The sequence below is a fragment of the Pigmentiphaga sp. CHJ604 genome, assembly GCF_036972535.1.
Taxonomy (GTDB): domain Bacteria; phylum Pseudomonadota; class Gammaproteobacteria; order Burkholderiales; family Burkholderiaceae_B; genus Pigmentiphaga; species Pigmentiphaga daeguensis.
The window spans coordinates 2,523,757-2,543,880 of record NZ_CP136998.1 but is presented as its reverse complement, the minus strand read 5'-3'; the positions used below and the strand labels follow the sequence as shown (position 1 = coordinate 2,543,880).

The window sequence follows — 20,124 nt, the reverse complement described above, 5'->3', positions numbered from 1 at the left end:
ATGCGTTTCGTATTGTAAAAACCAACCTGCCATTATCCCCTGCACCACTTCTCCCTTCAACCCCGCGCGCTTAACGGACGCTTTTCATGACTTCGCTCTTCGCCGCCGTAGAACTGGCCCCTCGCGACCCCATCCTGGGCCTTACCGAACAATTCAACGCCGACACCCGCAGCAACAAGGTCAATCTCGGCGTGGGCGTGTACTACAACGACGAAGGCCGGATTCCCCTTCTGAAGGCGGTTCGCAAGGCCGAGCAGGCGCGCATCGACGCGGCCGCCGCGCGCGGCTACCTGCCCATCGAAGGGCTGGCGGGCTATAACCGCGCGGTGCAGGAGCTGCTGCTGGGCGCCGACTCCCCGCTGATCGCCGCGGGCCGGGTCCTGACGGCCCAGAGCCTGGGCGGCACGGGCGCGCTCAAGATCGGCGCCGACTTCCTCAAGCGCCTGGTTCCCCAGGCCAAGGTCGCCATCAGCGACCCGAGCTGGGAAAACCATCGCGCGCTGTTCGAGTACGCCGGCTTCGAGGTCGTCAACTATCCCTACTACGACGCAGCCACCCACGGCGTGAACTTCGCCGGCATGATCGCCGCGCTGGAAAGCTACCCCGCCGGCACGGTGGTCGTGCTGCATGCCTGCTGCCACAACCCGACGGGCGTGGACCTGACCGCCGACCAGTGGACCAAGGTGGTCGAGGTGGTCAAGGCGCGCCAGCTCATTCCCTTCCTGGATATCGCCTACCAGGGCTTCGGCGACGGCATCGACGCCGATGCCACGGCCGTGCGCCAGTTCGCCGACGCCGAACTGACCTTCCTGATCAGCTCGTCTTTCTCGAAGTCCTTCTCGCTGTATGGCGAGCGCGTGGGCGCCCTGTCCCTGGTCGCCGCCGACAAGGAAGAAAGCGGCCGCGTGCTGAGCCAGCTCAAGCGCGTGATCCGCACCAACTACTCCAACCCGCCCACCCATGGCGGCACGGTGGTCGCCCAGGTACTGACCTCGCCCGAACTGCGGGCCGAATGGGAAGCCGAGTTGGGCGAGATGCGCGAACGCATCCGCGCCATGCGCGCCGCCCTGGTCGCCAAGCTCAAGGAACGCGGCGTTGCGCGGGACTTCGGCTTCGTGCTGCAGCAGCGCGGCATGTTCTCGTATTCGGGCCTGACGGCCGCGCAAGTGGACCGCCTGCGCGAAGAGCACGGCATCTATGCCGTCTCGACCGGCCGCATCTGCGTGGCCGCGCTCAACAGCCGCAACATCGATGCCGTCGCCGACGGCATCGCCGCTGTGTTGAAGTAACTCCCCTACGCGCTTACGCGCGCCCGGCATGGTGAGCCCCCAGCCGCTACGCGGCAGCCCCCCGAGGGGGCCGGGGCCCGCCTTGGGGCGGCCCGGCGCCGGACCCCGCGGGGCGGCACTGGCGGACCGGCAGAGCCGGATCCGGGACGCCCTGGTTGCGCTCTAGCGTTGGGGCATGCTATAGTTTTGGGCTCGATTCCCCGATAGCTCAGTCGGTAGAGCGACGGACTGTTAATCCGCAGGTCACTGGTTCGAACCCAGTTCGGGGAGCCATTTCAAAGCAAAACTGCAAGCGCCGTGCGCCGCAGTTCCCACCCCAGGCTTTCTTCCAGAAGCGATCCTCGCCAGGAAGCCGGATAACCGAGCACAAGGCGTCGGTTACGCAAACCTCATGCCCCTTCGCCGGTGGGCCCGGCCCTGGCGATTGCCCCGGCTTCAGCCGTTGCCACCGCGCTCTCCGGCGTAAGCTTCCTCACGATCGCCGACGAATTCGCCCACGCAAACCGGGCCTCTCGAACGCCAAGAACAAGCGGCCCTGCATCGACGATCAACTGGCGGACAGGTTCGACCGTGCCGGTTCCTTGGCCATACCTTCGGCGAGCTTCCTCATGAGGCGAACCAGCTCGTCAAGGTCCTCGCGAGACCAATCGTGGAACAGGTCCAGCGCCATCGTCTCACGGGCAGCATCCAAAGCGTCGGTCGCGGCCTTTCCTCGCGGCGTGATGATCGCCTCGCGCACGCGCTTGTCCGCCGACCCCGCCCGACGTTCGACGAGGCCGAGTTCTTCCAAACGCGCGACCTGCCGACTGACCGTCGAGTAGTCACGACCAACCCTGCCGGCGAGATCGACGACTCCGATCGGTCCCTTGCGCTCGACGAAGACGAGCAGAGGAAAGAGCGCACGCTCGAGCGTCAGGCCCGCCAACTCCAGCAACTCCTCGTCCCTTTCCGGCCGATTCATCACGGTCACGATTTCGAGCAGTGACGCATGCAGGGAGGGAAACACCGCCTTAATATGTGCATTTTGCACTTTTTTTCTTGACATCCGTCAGCCCTCTACTAATATGTGCATTATACACATTGGAGGTCGAATGAAAGAGCAAAGCCCGCCTGCGGTCCTGATTTGCGGCGCCGGCGCTGCCGGCCTGACACTCGCGATCGACCTGGCGAGAAGAGGCGTGCCATTCCGGCTGATCGAGAAACTGGACCGTCCGTTTGCCGGGTCGCGCGGCAAGGGCATACAGCCGCGATCACAGGAAGTATTCGAGGATCTCGGGGTGCTTGACCGGCTCGTTGCGGCCGGCGGCGTCTACCCGCCGCTACGCGAATATCGTGATGATGGCAGCCACACGGATACGGCCCTCGAGGTCGAACCGCCGACGCCGGCTGAGCCCTACCATATCCCTCTAATGCTCCCGCAGTTCCTGACCGAACGACTGTTGCGCGAACGCCTCACCGAGCTTGGCGGCCGCGTCGAGTTCGGGAGCGAGCTGGTCGGCTTCGAGCAGGAAGAGGATGGCGTCACGGCGCGTCTAGTCAGTCCCGTCGGTGAAGAGCTGGTTCATGTTCCGTATCTGATCGCGGCCGACGGTGGACGCAGTTCCATCCGCAACGCCCTCGGCATCGACTTTCCCGGCAAGACACTGGGCGCGCGTGCAATGGTGGCCGATGTCGATCTCGTGGGACTGAGCCGTGACGCGTGGCATCAATATCATGTCGGCGATAAGCAGCGGTTGATGTCGATCTGTCCGCTCGCCGGGACCGATCTGTTCCAGATCCAGGCAGCCATCCCAAGCGAAGGAGAAGCGGACCTCTCCGTCGACGCTCTCAACGCCATGGTGGCGAAGCGGACCGGACGCGACGATATCCATGTTCGATCGGTGTCCTGGGCCTCGGCCTATACGATGAGCGCCCGTCTGGCGGATCGCTACCGCGTCGGCCGCATATTCCTGGTCGGCGATGCCGCGCACGTCCACCCGCCCACTGGAGGGCAGGGTCTCAATACGAGCGTCCAGGATGCTTACAATCTCGGCTGGAAGCTGGCGGCGGTGCTGGGCGGCGCGCCCGATAGGCTGCTCGACACCTACGAGGAAGAGAGGCGGCCTGTGGCGGAAGAAATGCTGGGTCTCTCGACCCGGCTGCTCGAGGCGCAGAAGCGCGGTTCCATGCGCCGGGGACGCGAAGTCCATCAGCTCGACATCGGTTATCCGGAATCGTCCCTTACCCTCGAACCGTCATCCCGGTCAGGAATCCTTCTCGCGGGCGACCGAGCACCGGACGCGCCGCTGCGCGGCGCGGCCGGTCATCCCCGGCGGCTGTTCGATCTGTTCGCCGGTACGCACTGGAGCCTGATTGGCTATGAAGCGACCCGCGAAATCGCAACACCTCGAGGCGATCTCCGCATCCATCAAGTCGGGGCCGGGCACGAGTTTTCAGACGATGGCGGCCATCTACGCGACGCCTACGGCCTTGCACCTGGCGAATGGGTGCTGGTTCGACCCGACGGTTATGTCGCCGCAATCTTTGGTTCCGACGAAACCGGCACGCTCGAAAGCTATCTCGAGGAAGTCGGCTTGAGCTGAATGGAGTGGAACACCGCCATTCTTGCCGGCCCGGAACCTGACGACAAGCGGGCCGAAACTTCATTCAACATTCAATCTTGATCAACACCGGACCGTCCGGTAATTTGCCGCAGCACGGCCGGTCCGGCGCCCGTTTCCGCCGCAGGCCGGAACCTTGGCCGTTCCCATGACGAGGCGGCGAGCATCCATCGCGCCCGCACCACCGGAGAAGACACCATGCAGAGACGCGCCTTGCTGTCGGCCGCGCTGGCGGGCCTGGCCTGCGCGGCCGCCGCGCCCGTCAGGGCCGATACGTTCCCTTCCCGCCCCATCCGCTTCGTCGTGCCCTTCGGCCCCGGCGGCGGCACCGACATCGTCGCGCGGCTCATCGCTCCCTACCTGTCGGCCGAACTCGGCCAGCAGGTGGTGGTCGAGAACCGTCCCGGCGCGGGCGGCGTGATCGGCTCCAACATGGTGGCCAAGGGCCCCGCCGACGGCTACACCATCCTGTTCGCCGACAGCGCGCGCACGATCGCGCCGTCCATGCAGAAGGACCTGCCGTTCGACATCGCGCGCGACCTCGATCCCATCGGCCTGATCGGCGGTACGCCCCTGCTGCTGCTTGCCCATCCCCAGGCACCGGTCAAGACCCTGGACGAGCTGGTCAAGTACGCCAAGGCCAATCCGGGCAGGCTGACCTACGGCAGTTCGGGCAACGGCACGCCGCAGCACTTCGCCGTGGAGCTCTTGAAGTCGGCCGCGGGCATCGATCTGGTGCACGTGCCCTACAAAGGTGCGGCCGCCGTGGTGGCCGACGCCGTCGGCGGGCAGATCAACCTGGCCTCGGCCACCTATGCGCCGTCGGCCGAATACATACGCAGCAACCGGCTGCTGCCGCTGACGGTGATGGAACCCAGGCGCCTGCCCGCCCTGCCCGAGGTGCCGGCCGCGGCCGAGCGCTATCCCGAAGTGATCATGAGCATCTGGTTCGGCATCATGCTGCCCATGGGGGTCGAGCCGGCCGTCCGCGCGCGGCTGGCCGAGGCGGTCGGCAAGGTCGTCGCCAACCCCGAGTACGCCGACAGGCTGCGCGCCGCCGGCTTCGAACCGATGCGAGAGACCGCGCCCCAGATGAAAGCCCGCATCGAACGCGAGGTGAAACTGTTCGGCGACGTCGCGCGCAAGGCGGGCATCAAGCCCGAGTAGCGCGGCAGGCCCCGGAGCGGGACTGGGGTATCATCCCGCCCATGGCCGTTCATGCTTCCCCGCGCTTCGTCTGGCTGGCACTGCTGTGCGTGCTCTGGCACACGGCCATGCCCGTCGCGCACGCATCGGCGGGCCCGCCGCCATGGCTGTCCGTGCTGTGCACGGCGCAGGGCAGCGTTCCCGCGCCCCAGGATCCGCGCGACGGCGATCCGCATGCGCTGGCCGCCCTGCAATGCCCGCTATGCCTGGCCGGCGCCCATGCCGCCCTGCCCCCGCCCGCCGTGCAGGCGCAGATCGCGCCCGCGCGCGACCTCGGCCAGGCCTGCCGGCCCACCCGGGCCCTGCCGTCCCTGCCCATCCCGCCCCACCTGCATTTCTCGTCCCGCGCGCCGCCGGCCTGAGCCCATGCTCTCCTCGACGCGCCACGCCGGCAGGCTTTGCCGGCCATATTTCCAAGACGAGACCCTCATGCAGATTCGTACGTTCACCCTGTCGCTGCTGTTTTCCATGCTGGCCGCCGGCCAGGCCGTCGCCCACGACTATACGGCCGGCGCGATCCAGATCAACCACCCCTGGAGCCGGGCCACCGTCACCGGCCAGCCCGCCGGAGGCGGTTTCCTGGAGCTGACCAACAAAGGGGCCGACGACAAGCTGATCGCCGTCCGCGCCGACGTCTCGGCCACCGCCGAACTGCACACCATGCAGATGGACGGCGACATCATGCGCATGCGCCAGGTCGACGGCATCGCCCTGCCCACGGGCCAGACCGTCGAGCTCAGGCCCGGCGGCTACCACATCATGTTCATGCGCCTGAAAGCGCCGCTCAAGGAAGGCACCAGCTTCCCCGCCACCCTGGTCTTCGAGAAGGCGGGCGAGGTCAAGGTGGACTTCAAGGTCGAGCCCGCCGGCGCCGGGGCAGGTTCGGGCGGTCACGAAGCGGGCGGCCATCGCCACTGACGCGGCGGTCCGTGCCGGGAAGGCCGGCACGGGTCTTGCAATCGAACGAGAAAGGATGAATTCTTCTATTTCGGACACTTTTGGTTGCAAACCGTGCCCTCGATAGCCCTGCCCCCTGCCCGGACCGGAACTGCCGCATGACTGCGCTGTACAACGGAATGACCCGGGAAGCGCTGGACGCTTCCTACAACAATTCCGCCGCCGTGCTCAACAGCGCGGTGCTGATGGCGGAATTCGACGAACGCAGCGCCAAGCTGCGGGCCGCCCATCCCCAATACCTGGACCTGCGCTACGGCCCGGCTCCCCGCAACCGGATCGACTATTTCCCCGCGGCCCGTCCGGGACCGCTCATGGTCTTCATCCATGGCGGCTACTGGCAGACGCGCTCCAAGGAAAACTTCAGTTTCCTGACCGCCGGGCCGCTGGCCCATGGGCTGCACGTCGCGCTGGTGGGCTATACCCTGGCGCCCGAGCAGTCCCTGGACGGCATCGTCGGCGAAATACGCGCTGCCTTGGGATGGCTGGCGCGGCAGGCCCCACAATGGGGCACCGATCCCGAACGGATGATCGTCAGCGGATGGTCCGCCGGCGCCCACCTGGCGGCCATGGTCCTGGACGAGCCAGGGGTATGCGGCGGCCTGGCCATCAGCGGCGTCTACGATCTCGAGCCCATACGCCTGAGTTACCTGAACGACAAGCTGCGCCTGTGTCCGCCCGACGTCCGGCGGCTCAGCCCCCTGCATCGCCCGCTCAGCCAGCGCGAGCTGGTCCTGGCCTACGGCGCCTCCGAACTGCCCGAGCTGCAACGCCAGTCCGAGACCTTCGCCGCCGCGCGGGCGGGCTTGCCCGGCGAACTGCTGCGGCTGCCCGATCGCAACCACTTCACCATCCTGAACGACCTGGCCTCGCCCGAAGGCATCCTGACCCAGCGCGCGTGCCGCCTGGCGGGGCTGTAGGAACGGCCCCGCCTCACGCCTCGTCCCGCACGGCCAGGACGGCGCGGCCCCGGCTCAGGTCGGACAGCATCGTTCGCAGCGCCTCCAGGCGCGGCCGCGGCACGCTCAATGCCAGCGTCGCGCCCTGTTCGTCGAAAAGCTCGCCGAGGACCTCGGCGCCGTGCTCCTTCAGCCGCGCCTTGAACAGCGGCAGCTCGGCGAAGGTGCAGGCGACCTCGGCCTCGGCCAGGTCCAGCAGCGGCACCCGGCGCCCCAGCCGCAGGCAGTTGGCCGCGCAGCCGCCATAGGCGCGCGCCAGGCCGCCCGCGCCCAGCAGCGTGCCGCCGAACCAGCGCACCACCAGCACCGCCACGCGATCGCAGGACTGTCCGTCTATGGCCTGCAGGATGGGGCGGCCGGCCGTCCCGCCCGGCTCGCCGTCGTCGTTGAAACGGTACGCGGCGCCGATGCGATAGGCCCAGCAGTTATGCGTGGCCGTGGGGTCGGCATGCCGGGCGAAGAAAGCCAGCGCCTCGTCGGCGCTGGCCACGGGCGCCGCGTGGGCGACGAACCGGCTCTTGCGAACCTCCTCGCGGTAGCTGCAAGGCGCCTCGAGCGTGAAGAGGGAACTCATGCGGCGAGTTTACCGCGCCCCTTGCGCCTTGCTTTGACGAACGTCATTTTTCTGCTATATTTGCGGGCTCCTTTCCCCGATAGCTCAGTCGGTAGAGCGACGGACTGTTAATCCGCAGGTCACTGGTTCGAACCCAGTTCGGGGAGCCAAGATTAAAAATGAAAACGGACGCCCCCGGGCGTCCGTTTTTATTTGTGCGGTCCGGTCGCTCGGCAGGGATAATGCGGGGACCAATAAAAAAAACAGGGACCAATAAACAGAGACAACACGTCAGAGACAACACGTGCCAGCCAACGCTTCCCCCCTCACCCATCGGCGCGTGCTCGCGATGGCCCTGCCCATCGTCCTCGCCAACCTGACCCAGCCCCTGATGTCCGCGGTGGACACCGCCGTGGCGGGCCACCTGCCCGGCCCCGAATACCTGGCTGGCGTGGCGCTGGGGGGCCTGCTCTTCAGCTTCCTGTTCTGGGGCTTCGGCTTCCTGCGCATGGGCACGACCGGGCTCGTCGCCCAGGCCTGGGGCAAGGGCGACGAACAGGCGCTGGCCGCCAGCGTGGTGCGGGCGGTATCCCTTGCGCTGGCCATCGGCCTGGCGCTGCTGGTGTTGCAGCGGCCCCTGATCTCGCTGGTGCTGGGCCTGCTGGGCGGCAGCGCCGAGGCCACGCGCCAGGCCATCGCGTATTGCTCGGGCCGGATCTGGGCGGCGCCGCTGGCGCTGGTCAACTACGTGGTGCTGGGCTGGCTGCTGGGGTGCCAGCGCGTGCGGCTGGCGCTGGCCCTGCAGATCCTGATCAACGTGGTCAACCTGGGCGCCGTGCTGCTGTTCGTGCATGGCTTCGGCCTGGGCGTGGCGGGCATAGGCGCGGCGACCGCGGTGGCCGACGGCGCCGGCACGCTGACGGGCGGCATCCTGCTGTGGCGCTCGCACCGCGCCGCCTGGCCGCGACTGCGCCTGGCGGTCTTGCGCGACGCCGCCGCGATGCGGCGCCTGGTCGGCATCAATTTCCACATCTTCGTACGCACGGCCTGCCTGCTGGCCAGCATGGGATGGTTCGCCCACCTGGGCGCCACCCAGGGCGACATGGTCCTGGCCGCCAACGCGCTGCTGCTGAATTTCCTGACCTTCATGGCCTTCGGCCTGGACGGCTTCGCCCATGCGGCCGAGGCGCTGGTGGGCGCCGCCGTGGGTGCGGGCGACCGCCCGGGCCTGCGGCGCGCCGTGCGGCTGTGCATGGGCTGGGCCTTCGCCGGCGCGCTCGCCTATGCCCTGGTCTACCTGGCCGTGGGTCCATGGATAGTGAGCCTGCTGACCGACCAGGCGGCGCTGCGCGAGACCGCCGGCCGCTTCCTGCCCTGGCTGGCGCTGGCGCCCATCACCTCGGTCGCGGCCTACCTGTACGACGGCATCTTCATCGGCGCCACCCAGACCCGCGCGCTGATGCGGGCCATGCTGGTCTGCGGCGCGGCGTTCCTGGCGCTGTCGCTGGGCTTGCTGCCGCGGCTGGGCAACCATGGACTGTGGCTGTCCTTCCTTGCTTTCAATGCCCTGCGCGGCCTGACGCTGCACCTGGCCGCGCCGCGCACGCTCTATCGCGAGTTCCGGACCGGGCCGGCCGCACGGCTGGACAACGTGTAACCAGTTATCCCCGCATCCTGTGGACAACGTTGGGGACAGCCCTGGAACAGGACGAAGCGACCCGCATCACAGCAGGCTCCGAGGTTCCCCGCCCACGAAATGAGCAAGGCCCGTTCCCGGCGAGCCGCCTTGACAACCGCTTGCCGCGCCGATTAAGGTCTCGCCCCTTGCATCGAATTGGTGACTCCATGGTTGTCTGGCTGAAAGTGCCCTTTGCCGAGAAAGACGAAGCCAAGGCGCTCGGGGCCAGATGGTCGCCAGCGCAGAAGAAGTGGTACGTCAAGGACGGCGCCGATGCCGCGCCCTTCCAGCGCTGGCTGGATGCCGACGCGCCCTCGCCAGCTCAGGCGCCCCCCGCGCCGCAGCCCACGGGGGACGAAACGCCCCCGGCCGGCGGCGCCATCGTCTACTGCGACGGCGCCTGCCGCGGCAACCCCGGCGGCCCAGGAGGCTGGGGCGCGTGGATCCGCACCACCGAGGCCACCGTGGAAATCTTCGGCGGCTCGCCCGACACCACCAACAACCGCATGGAACTGACCGCCGCCATCGAGGCGCTGCGCTGGCTGCCGCAGGCCTGCGAGGTGGTCGTCTACACCGACTCGCAATACGTCGTGAACGGCATGACGCAATGGCGCCACGGCTGGGTACGCAAGAACTGGAAGGACGTCAAGAACGTCGAGCTGTGGAAGACGCTGATCGCCGAGGCCGACCGGCATCGCGCAACCTTCCGGTGGGTGCGCGGACATAGCGGGCATCGCGGCAACGAACGCGCGGATGCGCTGGCCAACGAAGGGCTGGACCACGCCAAGCGTACCGGCCGCGGCGAAGTGGTGGTGCGCATCGTGGCCGAGCACGGCGCCGCAGGATAACGGCCGGCTATCGGCGGACCTCAGGCAGGCAGCCGGATCGCCCGGTCAGAAGCCCCCAGGTCCCTGAGCGTGTCGACCAGGATCTCCTGGAACTTCGTGATGCCCAGGCTGATGGGCCGATCGATGCGCCGCACGAGATAGCGCGACAGAAACAGGCCCTTCACCGGGCCGCCGTCGAAGTCCCCGCGCTTGATGTCGGCGCCTATGCCGGAGTACGGCGAAATGTGGGCCCCTACCCCGCGGCGCACGAGATCCTTGATGACCTGGAAGGCATCGGTCTCCACCGTCACGTTCAGCGCCACGCCCAGGCGCGCGGCCTCGCTCTCGATGTGCTGGCGCGCCAGTTGCGCGCGTCCGGGCTGGATCAGCGGCAGCCCGGCCAACTCCTTCAGCGAGTAGGTCCTGAGCGCATGCCGGCTTTTGCGGCGGCGGGGCATCATCACCCAGAACTCCTCGTCGCACAGGTGCGTGCTGACGAGCAGCGGATTGGCGCCCCCGGCCAATACCGCGAGGTCGAGCCTGTCGGCCAGCAGCCGGTCGCGCAATTCGTTGCTCAGGCCCTCGTACAGGTCGAACGTGGCCTGCGGGTACATCTTCTGGAACGCGGCCGCGACCGTGCCGATCACGAAGCCGCCCAACGAAGGCGGAAAGCCGATCCGCAGCGTGCCGGCGACAGTGGTGCTGGACGCGATGACGTTGGCGCGGACTTCGCGCACCAATCGGAAGATGGCCTCGGCTCCCGACAGCAGCCGCATGCCGGCCTCGGTCGGTTCGACGCCGCGGCTGTGGCGGAACAGGAGCTGCACGCCCAGTTCGTCCTCCAGCAGCAGCACCTGCCGCGTCAGCGCGGGCTGTGCGATGTGCAGCGCCACCGAGGCCTTCGTGAAGCTCTTCAACTGCGCGACGCGCACGAAATACCGGAGTTGAACCAGATCCATCGCTGCCTCGCCATGCGTTTTCGCTATCGAATTATTTTATAGCTCGCCCCGAAAAACGGCATTTCTCCTGCGCCGCGAGTCCGTCCAGAATGTCCTGGCACATGAACAAGACGGAGACACCATGCAACGCCATCTCATCGCGCCGCGCCTTGTCCTTGCCGCCGCGTCGCTGCTGATCGCGGCCACGGCGGGCGCGCAGGCCTATCCCACCCGGCCGATCCGGCTGATCGTGCCCTTCCCCGTGGGCGGTTCCACGGATACCTATGCCCGCCTGGCCGGCAAGCTGCTGGGCGAGGCGCTGGGCCAGCCCGTGATCGTTGACAACCGCGCCGGCGCCACCGGCCTGATCGGCAGCCGATTGGTCAAGGATGCGCCAGCCGACGGCTACACGCTGCTCTACACCACCAACAGCGCCCACGTCATCGGCCCGCTGCTGCACAGGCAGCACACCTTCGACCCGGCCGCCGATTTCACGCCCATCACCGAGGCGCTGCGCTTTCCCGCCTACCTGGTGGCCTCGGCCAAGCTGCCGGCCAGGACCTTCAAGGAATTCCTCGCCCTGGCCAAGTCCCGGCAAGGCGCGTTGAGCTACGCCAGCGCGGGAACCGGCGGCGGCAGCCACCTCGCCTGCGAACAGATGCTGGATGCGGCGGGCATCAAGGCCCTGCACGTGCCCTATTCGGGCGCGGGGCCGGCACAGACCTCGGTCATCGCCGGAGAGGTGGACTTCCTGTGCGACTCCGTCGGCAATTCTCAGTCCATGGTCCGCGCGGGCAAGATGCGAGGACTGGCGCTGGCCGCCGCGCAGCGCTCGCCCGCCATCCCCGACATCCCGACCATGCGCGAGGAAGGCGTCCCGGTGGAGGCCTACGTCTGGCAAGGCGTCTTCGCGCCCAAGGGATTGCCCGCCGACATACGGGACAAGCTGGCGGCGGAGATCGCCCGGGTCATGCGCATGCCCGAGATGCAGGCCCGCCTGCAAAAGGACGGCTACGACCTCGTGCTCCAGCCGCCCGACCAATTCGCCAGGGACCTGGTCGCCGAGCAATCGATGTGGGCCAGGCTGATCGTCGAGAAGAATATCAAGGCCGACTGACCTTCGCCGGCGCCACCGCACTTTCCATGCAACCACGAATGGACATCGACCATGTTTGAATACTTCGGCGACAACTACACCTGGAATATGGCCGTCAACCTGGCGCTCGGCATGGGCGCCGAGATCGGCGAGCTCGACGACGCCTCCGGCCCTGTCAAGGAAGCGTCGCGCCGCGGCGACCCGCATGCGGCCGAGATCCTGTTCGCCGCCTGGACCGGGCTGGCCGACCGCGTGAAGGCGCTGGCGCAGCAGGACCTCCAGCACGATCGCGCCTACAGCGCGGGCCGCAAGTTCAAGCGCGCCGCCATCTACTACGTACAGGCCGAACGCATGCAGGCGCCGCGCTTCCCAGGCCGGGACGCGGCCTTCCGCAACATGCTCGAGTGCTTTCGGCGCTACGCCGAGCTGACCGGCCAGCCCGTCGAATGGGTGGACGTGCCCTACCAGGGCACCACCCTGCCGGCCCTGTACGTCCCGGCGCGCGAGATACCGCCCGGCGGCGCGCCCTGCATGGTGCATTTCGACGGACTGGACGTGACCAAGGAGATCCTGTACCTGATGGGCATGGGCGAGGCCTTGCGCGAGCGCGGCGTGTCCGTGCTGCTGGTGGACAACCCCGGCGTGGGCGAGGCCTTGCGCCTGCAGGGCCTGACCAATTTCCCCGAGGCCGAGGTGCCCGCCTCGGCCTGCGTCGACTACCTGGAGGGACGCGACGACGTCGATGCCTCGCGCATCGGCATCATGGCCTTGTCGCTGGGCGGCTATCACGCGCCGCGCGCCGCCGCCTTCGAACCCCGCCTGCGCTGCTGCGTGGCCTGGGGCGCCAGCTACGACTGGGGCGCGACCCAGCGCTACCGCCACCAGAGCCAGGATCCGCGGCTACCCGTTCCGCATTACTGGGAACATGTGATGTGGGTGTTCGGCCAGACCACCATGGAAGGCCTGCTGGCCACGGCGGACCGCATGACGCTGGAGGGCGTGCTGCATCGCATACGCTGCCCCATCCTGGTCACGCACGGCGAGAACGACCGGCAGATCAAGCTGGCCCAGGCCGAACGCCTGGTCGCCGAATGCGTGAACAGCCCCAAGGCGGAGCTGTTCGTCCATACGCTGCGCGATGGCGGCGCCGAGCATTGCAGCGTCGACAACCTGGCGCTGGGCGTGGACGCCATCGCTGACTGGGTCGGCGCAACCATGCGGGAGCTTGGGCAGCGCCCGCAGGATCGACGCCCGCGCTAGCCGGCCTTCGCCCCGAACTTGGCCGGCACGACGACGGCACGATCGTCCGCGCCGGCCTCGGGCGACGCCGGCGCCTTCCTGGCATGCTTGAGGCGGTAGTCCTCGAGGAACTTGGCGATGCGGCCGATGGCCTCGCGCAGATCCGCCTCGTGCGGCAGGAACACGATGCGGAAGTGGTCGGGATGCGGCCAGTTGAACCCCGTTCCCTGCACCAGCATCACCCGCGTGGCTTCCAGCATCTGCAGAAAGAACTGGCGGTCGTCCTCGATGGGATACACCTCGGGATCCAGCCGCGGGAACATGTAGAGCGCGGCCTGCGGCTTGACGCAGGTCACGCCGGGAATGGCGGTGATCAATTCATAGGCCAGGTCGCGCTGCTGGCGCAGCCGGCCCCCCGGGGCCACCAGGTCGTTGATGCTCTGGTAGCCGCCCAGCGCGGTCTGGATCGCCCACTGGCCCGGCACGTTCGCGCACAGCCTCATGTTGGCGAGCATGTTCAGGCCGTCGATGTAATCGCGCGCGGCGCGCTTGTCGCCCGAGACCACCAGCCAGCCCGCGCGGTAGCCGCAGGCTCGGTAGCTCTTGGACAGCGAGTTGAAGGTCAGCGTCAGCACGTCGGTGGACAGGCTCGCCAGCGCGGTGTGGCGGGCGTCGTCGTACAGCACCTTGTCGTAGACCTCGTCGGCCAGGATGACCAGCCCGTGCTCGCGCGCGATGGCGACGATTTCCTGCAGCACGTGGTCGGGATAGACCACGCCGGTCGGGTTGTTCGGGTTGATGACCACGATCCCCTTGGTGCGCGGGGTGATCTTGGCCCGGATGTCGTCCAGGTCGGGAATCCAGCCCTTGGCCTCGTCGCACAGGTAGTGCACGGGCGTGCCGCCCGACAGGCTCACGACCGCCGTCCACAGCGGGTAGTCCGGCGCGGGCAGCAGCAACTCGTCGCCGTCGTCCAGCAGCGCGTTGGTGGCCATCGCGATCAGGTCGGAGGCGCCGTTGCCCAGGTAGATGTCTTCCAGCGTCACGCCCTGCACGCCCTGCGCCTGGGTGTAGTGCATGACCGCCTTGCGCGCGGCGAAGATGCCCTTGCTGTCCGAATAACCCGCCGAGTTGGGCAGGTTGCGGATCATGTCGAGCTGGATTTCCTCGGGAGCGTCGAAACCGAACACGGCCAGGTTGCCGATGTTGAGCTTGATGAGCTTCTGGCCTTCGTCTTCCATCTGCTTGGCCCTGTCCATGATGGGGCCGCGGATGTCGTACAGGACGTGGGCTAGTTTGTTCGATTTGTTGATGGGTTTCATGAATGAACGGTCTTTCCTAGGGATTACAGCAACAACTCGGCCAAGCCACGATACCAGAACCGGGACACGGCATGCCGAAAGACAGGGATGCCGCCGCCACTTCCCTCAAATACTGTATATTTATACAGTAATCATTCATGTTTGCCGGCTCATGTCCGCCTTCGGAATCTCGTCCGCCACGGCCCATGCCGCCATCCACCCGCTCCTTTGGCGCGGCTCGCAACTCGCGCGCGCCAACCGTCCGGGCCTGGAAACCGGCCATCCCGACCTGTCCCGCCACCTGCCCGGCGGAGGCTGGCCCCTGGGCAGTCTGACCGAACTGCTGCTGGCACAACCCGGTCTGGGCGAAATGCGGCTGCTCCTGCCCGCCCTGCGGCAACTGCCCGCCCGGCGCAGCATCGTGCTGCTGCATCCGCCTCACGCGCCCTGCGCGCAAGCCTGGCTGGCGCATCGTTTTCCCGCCAGCCAGTTGCTGTGGATCGATCCCAGTCAGGCTGCCGATGCCCTGTGGGCCGCCGAACGCATCCTGCAGCACGGCAGTTGCGGCGCCCTGCTGTACTGGTCCGCCCGGCCACCGGCCAGTGCCCTGCGTCGGCTGCACCTTGCGGCGCAGGCGGGCGACACCGCCTTCTTCATGTTCCGCCATGCCGATGCCGCGCGCGCCTCGTCGCCGTCGCCGCTACGCCTGCTGCTGCGGCCCGCGGGCGACCATCTCAGCGTGACCATCCTGAAGCGCCGCGGCCCCCATCACGAAACGCCGCTGCTGCTGCCGCTCGCGCCGCCGGCGCCCGCCTTCGGCAGCGGCCAGCCTTCCTCCGAGCCTCGCCATGCGTTTGTGGATCAGCGTCTACCTGACGCAGCCCAGCCTCGACGCCCTGAACCCGCTCTGGCAGGATGATCCGGCAGCCGTGATCGTGGTGCTGGACCACGAAGCGGTAGTGGCCGTGACACCCGCAGCTGGCCGGCTGGGCGTACGGCCCGGCATGCGCAAAAAAGGGGCCGGCGCGCTGGCACCCCATGCCGAGTTCCTCCAACGCGATCCGGCGCGCGAGACACAGCTGCTGGAGGCCGCCGCGCTGGCCATGCTGCAATATACCCCCGAGGTGGCACTGGGCCCCGATGCCAGCCTGCTGCTGGACGTGGGCGCCGGCCTGCGAGTCTTCGGCGGTCCTGCCGCCTTGTGCCGACGCATACGCGACAGCTTGCGCCAGCTCGGCTGCCACGCTCGCCTCGGCATGGGTCCCACGGCACACGGCGCCTGGTTGCTGGCGGCACGCGCCACGCCGGGACCGCGACGCGTCCTGCGGGAGACGCCCCTGATACGCCGGATAGCGAACCTGCCCTGCCTGCTGCTGCCTCCTGCACGGCCGCATCGCGACTGGCTGGACGGTATCGGCTGCCGCACAGTGGCGGCCCTGATGAAACTGCCTCGATCCGGCCTGCAACGCCGGTGCGGCCGCGAACTGCTCGACTTGCTGGACCAAGCCTGCGGCCGCAAGCCGGAGCTGTTCACCTGGGTCCAGGCCCCACCCGAGTTCTCGGCCCGCGTGGAATTGCTCTTTCGCATCGACCACGCTCCCGCAGTCCTTGTCGTGGCTCGACGCCTTGTCCAGCAATTGGCGGGCTGGCTACACGCCAGCCAGACCGCGACCAATGCCATCGTTCTGGTCCTGGAACATGAACGCGGCCGATACGCCCGTCCTCCTACCCGCCTGACCGTGTCCCTGGCCAATCCGGGCTGGGAGGCCGACCATCTGCTGCGCCTGCTCAAGGAACACCTGGACCGGCTGGCGATGGAGGCGCCTGCCATCGCCATCGGCCTGCACGCCGATGCCATCGTGCCGCGCGCCACCCCTTCCGAAACCTTGTTCACCGATCCCGGCGGCACACCGGCCGACCATGACCGCCTGCTTGAACTGCTGGTGGCGCGCCTGGGCCCGGACCGGGTCCTGGCCGCCCGCCCCCTGGCCGACCATCGCCCCGAGGTCGCCAGCCGTTGGCTGCCGGCCCTGGATCGTGGCCGGCCCGATGCCGAAGCCTGCGGCTTCGCCGCCGAACGGCCCTTGTGGCTGTTGCGCCAGCCCATCCCCCTCGTCATGCGCCAGCACCGCCCCTACTACGGCACGCCGCTGCGCCTGGTGCGTGGCCCCGAGCGCATCGAAAGCGGCTGGTGGGACGGGGCGCCCGTCGCCCGCGATTACTTCGTGGCCGAAAGCACCGACCGCATCCGCTACTGGATCTACCTCGACCAGGCGCTGGAGGAACCGCGCTGGTATCTCCACGGCCTGTATGCCTGACGCCATGGACCTGCCCGCTTCCCTACCCGGCACCCAGCTTCCCGACTATGCCGAGCTGCAATGCCTGACCAACTTCACCTTCCTGCGGGGCGCGTCCTGGCCCGAGGAAATGGTGGCGCGCGCCGTGGACCTGGGCTATAGCGCGCTGGCCATCACCGACGAATGTTCCCTGGCCGGCGTCGTCCGCGCGCACGTGCAGGCCAAAAAGCAGAAGCTGCCGCTGATCCTGGGCAGCCAGTTCCGGCTGGAGGACGATGCCGGTCCCCTGCCCGTGCAACTGGTACTTCTGGCCATGAACAAGGACGGCTATGGCAACCTGTCCGAGCTGATCACGCTGGCCCGCTCGCACGCGGCCAAGGGCAGCTACCAATTGCGGCCGGACGATCTTGCCCACCCTGATACTCGGCACGCGCATTTGCGCGGCATGCCGGACTGCCTGGCCCTGCTCGTTCCAGACCATGGACTCGAGCCCTCCCGCCTGGATGGGCACGCCGCATGGCTGGCCGCTACTTTCCCCGACCGATGCTGGCTGGCGCTGAACCTGCCCAATCGCGCGGACGATCCCCGCCACCGAGCCACGGTGGAAAGCGTGGCTCGCGCGCACGGCCTGCCGGTGGTCGCCACAGGCCAGGTGGAAATGCACGTGCGCTCGCGCAAGCCACTGCACGATGTCCTGTGCGGCATTCGGATGCGCCGGTCCGTGGCCGACTGCGGATACGCGCTGGCGGCCAATGCCGAACAGCATCTGCGGGCACGCGTGCACCTGGCCCGGACCTATCCTCCGGAGGCCTTGCGGGAAAGCGTGCGGATCGCTCGGCTGTGCACCTTCGACCTCGATGAACTGCGGTACGAGTACCCCGAGGAACTCGTGCCGGCCGGGCATACGCCCACCTCCTACCTGCGTAGCGAAACCTATGCCGGTGCGCACAAGCGCTATCCCGAGGGCATTCCCGACAGGGTCCGGGACCGCCTGGAAAAAGAACTCGCGCTGATCGCCGACTTGCGTTACGAGGCCTATTTCCTGACGGTCTACGACATCGTCAAGTTCGCCGTCGGACGCGGCATCCTCTGCCAGGGACGCGGCTCGGCCGCCAATTCCGCCGTCTGCTATTGCCTGGCCATCACCGCGGTCGCGCCGGAAAACATAGATCTGCTGTTTGGCCGCTTCATCAGCAAAGAACGCAACGAGCCCCCTGACATCGACGTCGATTTCGAGCACCAGCGCCGCGAAGAAGTCATCCAGTACATCTATGAAAAATACGGCCGCGACCGGGCAGCACTGACCGCCGTCGTCATCGCCTACCGCTCGCGCAGCGCGCTGCGCGACGTAGGGCGCGCCCTGGGCATGGATCTGGCCCTGGTCGATCGCGTGGCCAAGGCCCATCAATGGTGGGACGGCAGGAACAACCTGCTGCTGCGTTTCCAGGAATGCGGTCTGGCGGCCGAATCGCTGGAAGCGAAACTATGGGCGAACCTGACCGAGCAGTTGCTGGACTTTCCCCGCCACCTGTCCCAGCATCCCGGCGGCTTCGTCATGTCGCACAGCACCCTGTCGCGCATGGTCCCCATCGAGAACGCGGCCATGAAGGACCGCAGCGTCGTGCAATGGGACAAGGACGATCTCGATGCCGTAGGCCTGCTCAAGGTGGACGTGCTGGCCCTGGGCATGCTGACGGCGCTGCGCCGCGCGCTTGAATTCGCCAGCCAGCGGCGGCGGCACACGCTGGAACTTTATGCCATCAAGCATGGCGACGTACCCACCTACGACATGATCTGCAAGGCAGACACCATAGGCGTCTTCCAGATCGAGTCCCGCGCGCAGATGAGCATGCTGCCCCGCCTGCGGCCGCGCAACCTGTACGACCTGACCATCCAGATCGCCATCGTGCGGCCCGGCCCCATCCAGGGCGGCATGGTGCATCCCTTCCTGCGCCGCCGCCAAAAACCGGAAGAGATCGACTACCCCAGCCCCGACGTGAAGGACGTGCTGGAACGCACCTGCGGCGTTCCCATCTTCCAGGAGCAGGTCATGCAGATCGCCATGCGCGCGGCCGGCTACACCGAAGGCGAGGCCGATGAGTTGAGACGCTCCATGGCTGCGTGGAAACGCAAGGGCCGACTGGAAAAACACTACGAGAAAATCGTAGCCGGCATGCTCGAGCGCGGCTACGACATCGAATTCGCCCAGGCCATCTGCCGCCAGATCCAGGGCTTCGGCGAATACGGCTTTCCCGAATCGCACGCAGCCAGCTTCGCACTGCTGGCCTATGCCAGCTCCTGGCTCAAGTGCCACGAACCCGAAGCCTTCCTGGCCGCGCTGCTCAACAGCCAGCCCATGGGCTTCTACTCGCCCTACCAGCTCATCCAGGACGCACAGCGCCATGGCGTGGTCGTCCTGCCCGTCGACGTGCTGGTCAGCAATTGGGACGCCACCCTGGAAGACACCCGCGGCGAACGCCCCGCCGTGCGGCTTGGACTGAACCAGGTGCAGGGCTTGTCCGAAGAAACCGGCCTGCGCATCCAGGCCGCGCGCGAACAGGCGCCCTTCCAGGACGCCACCGACCTGGGCCGGCGCGCCGATCTCGACCGCCACGCCTTGCAGGCCCTGGCGGCCGCCGATGCGCTGCGTGCCCTGTCCGGCCACCGGCGCGCCGCCCTGTGGGAAGCCATCGACAGCGTCCCCCAGCGCGACCTGCTGCGCGACGCCATGGTGCACGAACAGGCGCCGCTGCTCGACGCGCCCAACGAAGCCGACGACATCCGCGCCGACTACGAATCCCTGAAGATGACGCTGCGCCGCCACCCCGTGGCCCTGCTGCGCGACCGCCTGGCCCGTCGCGGCTTCATGCCGGCCGAGGTATTGAAGACCTACCCCGACCGCCGCCTGGCCCGCGCCTGCGGCATCGTGACCGTGCGCCAGCGTCCCGGCACCGCCAAGGGCGCCGTCTTCGTCACGCTGGAAGACGAGACCGGCCAGGTCAACGTCATCGTCTGGCCGGGACTGGTCGAAAGCCAGCGCCGGGAACTGGTCGGCGCGCCGCTGCTGGGGGTGTACGGCACCTGGCAGTCGCACCAGGGCGTCCAGCATTTGCTGGCCAAGCGGCTGGTGGACCTGACGCCGCTATTGGGCAGGCTGGTGGTGTCGAGCCGGAATTTCCATTGAAAG

At 67.7% G+C, this 20,124-nt stretch carries 17 protein-coding genes, 2 tRNA genes and 1 pseudogene; 16 read left to right on the top strand and 4 right to left on the bottom strand.

Going from position 1 to position 20,124, the window contains the following annotated elements; translation table 11 throughout:
- The first annotated feature begins 86 nt into the window (after positions 1-86).
- Positions 87-1,289 carry an amino acid aminotransferase gene (locus R4823_RS12255; protein WP_087841071.1) on the top strand — a complete coding sequence of 401 codons (1,203 nt, stop codon included), beginning with the start codon at positions 87-89 and terminating at the stop codon, positions 1,287-1,289.
- Positions 1,290-1,486: 197 nt separating this feature from the next.
- A tRNA-Asn gene (locus R4823_RS12250) sits at positions 1,487-1,562 on the top strand.
- A gap of 274 nt (positions 1,563-1,836) precedes the next feature.
- Here the strand turns inward: R4823_RS12250 and R4823_RS12245 are convergent.
- Positions 1,837-2,319 carry a MarR family transcriptional regulator gene (locus tag R4823_RS12245; RefSeq protein ID WP_338618794.1) on the bottom strand — a complete coding sequence of 161 codons (483 nt, stop codon included), beginning with the start codon at positions 2,317-2,319 and terminating at the stop codon, positions 1,837-1,839.
- Between the two features lie 61 nt (positions 2,320-2,380).
- On the opposite strand from R4823_RS12245, the gene R4823_RS12240 reads away from it, so the two are divergent.
- The 5 genes from R4823_RS12240 (at position 2,381) to R4823_RS12220 (ending at position 6,969) form a co-directional block, all read left to right on the top strand.
- Positions 2,381-3,871 carry an FAD-dependent oxidoreductase gene (locus R4823_RS12240; RefSeq protein ID WP_338618793.1) on the top strand — a complete coding sequence of 497 codons (1,491 nt, stop codon included), beginning with the start codon at positions 2,381-2,383 and terminating at the stop codon, positions 3,869-3,871.
- 216 nt (positions 3,872-4,087) lie between these two features.
- A complete protein-coding gene (locus R4823_RS12235) occupies positions 4,088-5,056 on the top strand; it encodes a tripartite tricarboxylate transporter substrate binding protein (RefSeq protein ID WP_087841068.1) in 969 nt (322 codons plus the stop codon).
- A 41-nt stretch (positions 5,057-5,097) separates the two neighbouring features.
- Positions 5,098-5,457: a DUF2946 domain-containing protein gene (locus tag R4823_RS12230; protein ID WP_087841067.1), complete on the top strand. Its 360-nt coding sequence runs from the start codon at positions 5,098-5,100 to the stop codon at positions 5,455-5,457.
- A 67-nt stretch (positions 5,458-5,524) separates the two neighbouring features.
- Positions 5,525-6,013: a copper chaperone PCu(A)C gene (locus tag R4823_RS12225; protein WP_338618791.1), complete on the top strand. Its 489-nt coding sequence runs from the start codon at positions 5,525-5,527 to the stop codon at positions 6,011-6,013.
- Positions 6,014-6,150: 137 nt separating this feature from the next.
- Positions 6,151-6,969, top strand: a complete 819-nt coding sequence (locus R4823_RS12220; RefSeq protein ID WP_087841065.1) for an alpha/beta hydrolase — start codon at positions 6,151-6,153, stop codon at positions 6,967-6,969.
- A 13-nt stretch (positions 6,970-6,982) separates the two neighbouring features.
- Here the strand turns inward: R4823_RS12220 and R4823_RS12215 are convergent, their stop codons facing one another.
- A complete protein-coding gene (locus R4823_RS12215; RefSeq protein ID WP_087841064.1) occupies positions 6,983-7,582 on the bottom strand; it encodes a YigZ family protein in 600 nt (199 codons plus the stop codon).
- Positions 7,583-7,655: 73 nt separating this feature from the next.
- Between R4823_RS12215 and R4823_RS12210 the strand changes: the two genes are divergently transcribed.
- From R4823_RS12210 to rnhA, 4 genes and pseudogenes are all read left to right on the top strand, one after another.
- A tRNA-Asn gene (locus R4823_RS12210) sits at positions 7,656-7,731 on the top strand.
- Positions 7,732-7,910: 179 nt separating this feature from the next.
- On the top strand, positions 7,911-9,218 hold the full coding sequence (locus R4823_RS12205; RefSeq protein WP_338619156.1) for an MATE family efflux transporter: 1,308 nt from the start codon (positions 7,911-7,913) through the stop codon (positions 9,216-9,218).
- Positions 9,219-9,406: 188 nt separating this feature from the next.
- Positions 9,407-9,526, top strand: a pseudogene (locus tag R4823_RS12200) (DUF5710 domain-containing protein); the annotation flags it as partial.
- Between the two features lie 93 nt (positions 9,527-9,619).
- Positions 9,620-10,087, top strand: coding sequence for a ribonuclease HI (gene rnhA, locus R4823_RS12195; RefSeq protein WP_279820009.1), 468 nt, complete (start codon positions 9,620-9,622; stop codon positions 10,085-10,087).
- Positions 10,088-10,107: 20 nt separating this feature from the next.
- Here the strand turns inward: rnhA and R4823_RS12190 are convergent, their stop codons facing one another.
- Positions 10,108-11,025, bottom strand: a complete 918-nt coding sequence (locus R4823_RS12190) for a LysR family transcriptional regulator (RefSeq protein ID WP_279819954.1) — start codon at positions 11,023-11,025, stop codon at positions 10,108-10,110.
- 121 nt (positions 11,026-11,146) lie between these two features.
- On the opposite strand from R4823_RS12190, the gene R4823_RS12185 reads away from it, so the two are divergent.
- Positions 11,147-12,121 carry a tripartite tricarboxylate transporter substrate binding protein gene (locus R4823_RS12185; protein WP_338618789.1) on the top strand — a complete coding sequence of 325 codons (975 nt, stop codon included), beginning with the start codon at positions 11,147-11,149 and terminating at the stop codon, positions 12,119-12,121.
- Between the two features lie 51 nt (positions 12,122-12,172).
- Positions 12,173-13,360, top strand: coding sequence for an alpha/beta fold hydrolase (locus tag R4823_RS12180; RefSeq protein WP_338618787.1), 1,188 nt, complete (start codon positions 12,173-12,175; stop codon positions 13,358-13,360).
- Here the strand turns inward: R4823_RS12180 and R4823_RS12175 are convergent.
- Entirely contained in the window at positions 13,357-14,661 is a 1,305-nt protein-coding gene (locus R4823_RS12175; protein WP_233146089.1) for a pyridoxal phosphate-dependent aminotransferase, read from the bottom strand. The two genes, R4823_RS12180 and R4823_RS12175, sit on opposite strands and share 4 nt — an antisense overlap.
- A 151-nt stretch (positions 14,662-14,812) precedes the next feature.
- Between R4823_RS12175 and imuA the strand changes: the two genes are divergently transcribed.
- Genes imuA through R4823_RS12160 form a run of 3 tightly spaced genes read left to right on the top strand, consistent with a single transcriptional unit; the run spans position 14,813 to position 20,121 of the window.
- A complete protein-coding gene (imuA, locus tag R4823_RS12170) occupies positions 14,813-15,559 on the top strand; it encodes a translesion DNA synthesis-associated protein ImuA (RefSeq protein ID WP_087841058.1) in 747 nt (248 codons plus the stop codon).
- Complete coding sequence (locus R4823_RS12165) at positions 15,489-16,958, top strand: DNA polymerase Y family protein (protein WP_279819942.1); 1,470 nt, start codon at positions 15,489-15,491, stop codon at positions 16,956-16,958. The genes imuA and R4823_RS12165 overlap by 71 nt, the downstream gene beginning before the upstream one ends.
- Positions 16,951-20,121 (top strand): error-prone DNA polymerase, encoded by a 3,171-nt coding sequence (locus R4823_RS12160; RefSeq protein WP_338618785.1) that lies wholly within the window; start codon positions 16,951-16,953, stop codon positions 20,119-20,121. The genes R4823_RS12165 and R4823_RS12160 overlap by 8 nt, the downstream gene beginning before the upstream one ends.
- The last annotated feature ends 3 nt before the right edge of the window (positions 20,122-20,124 follow it).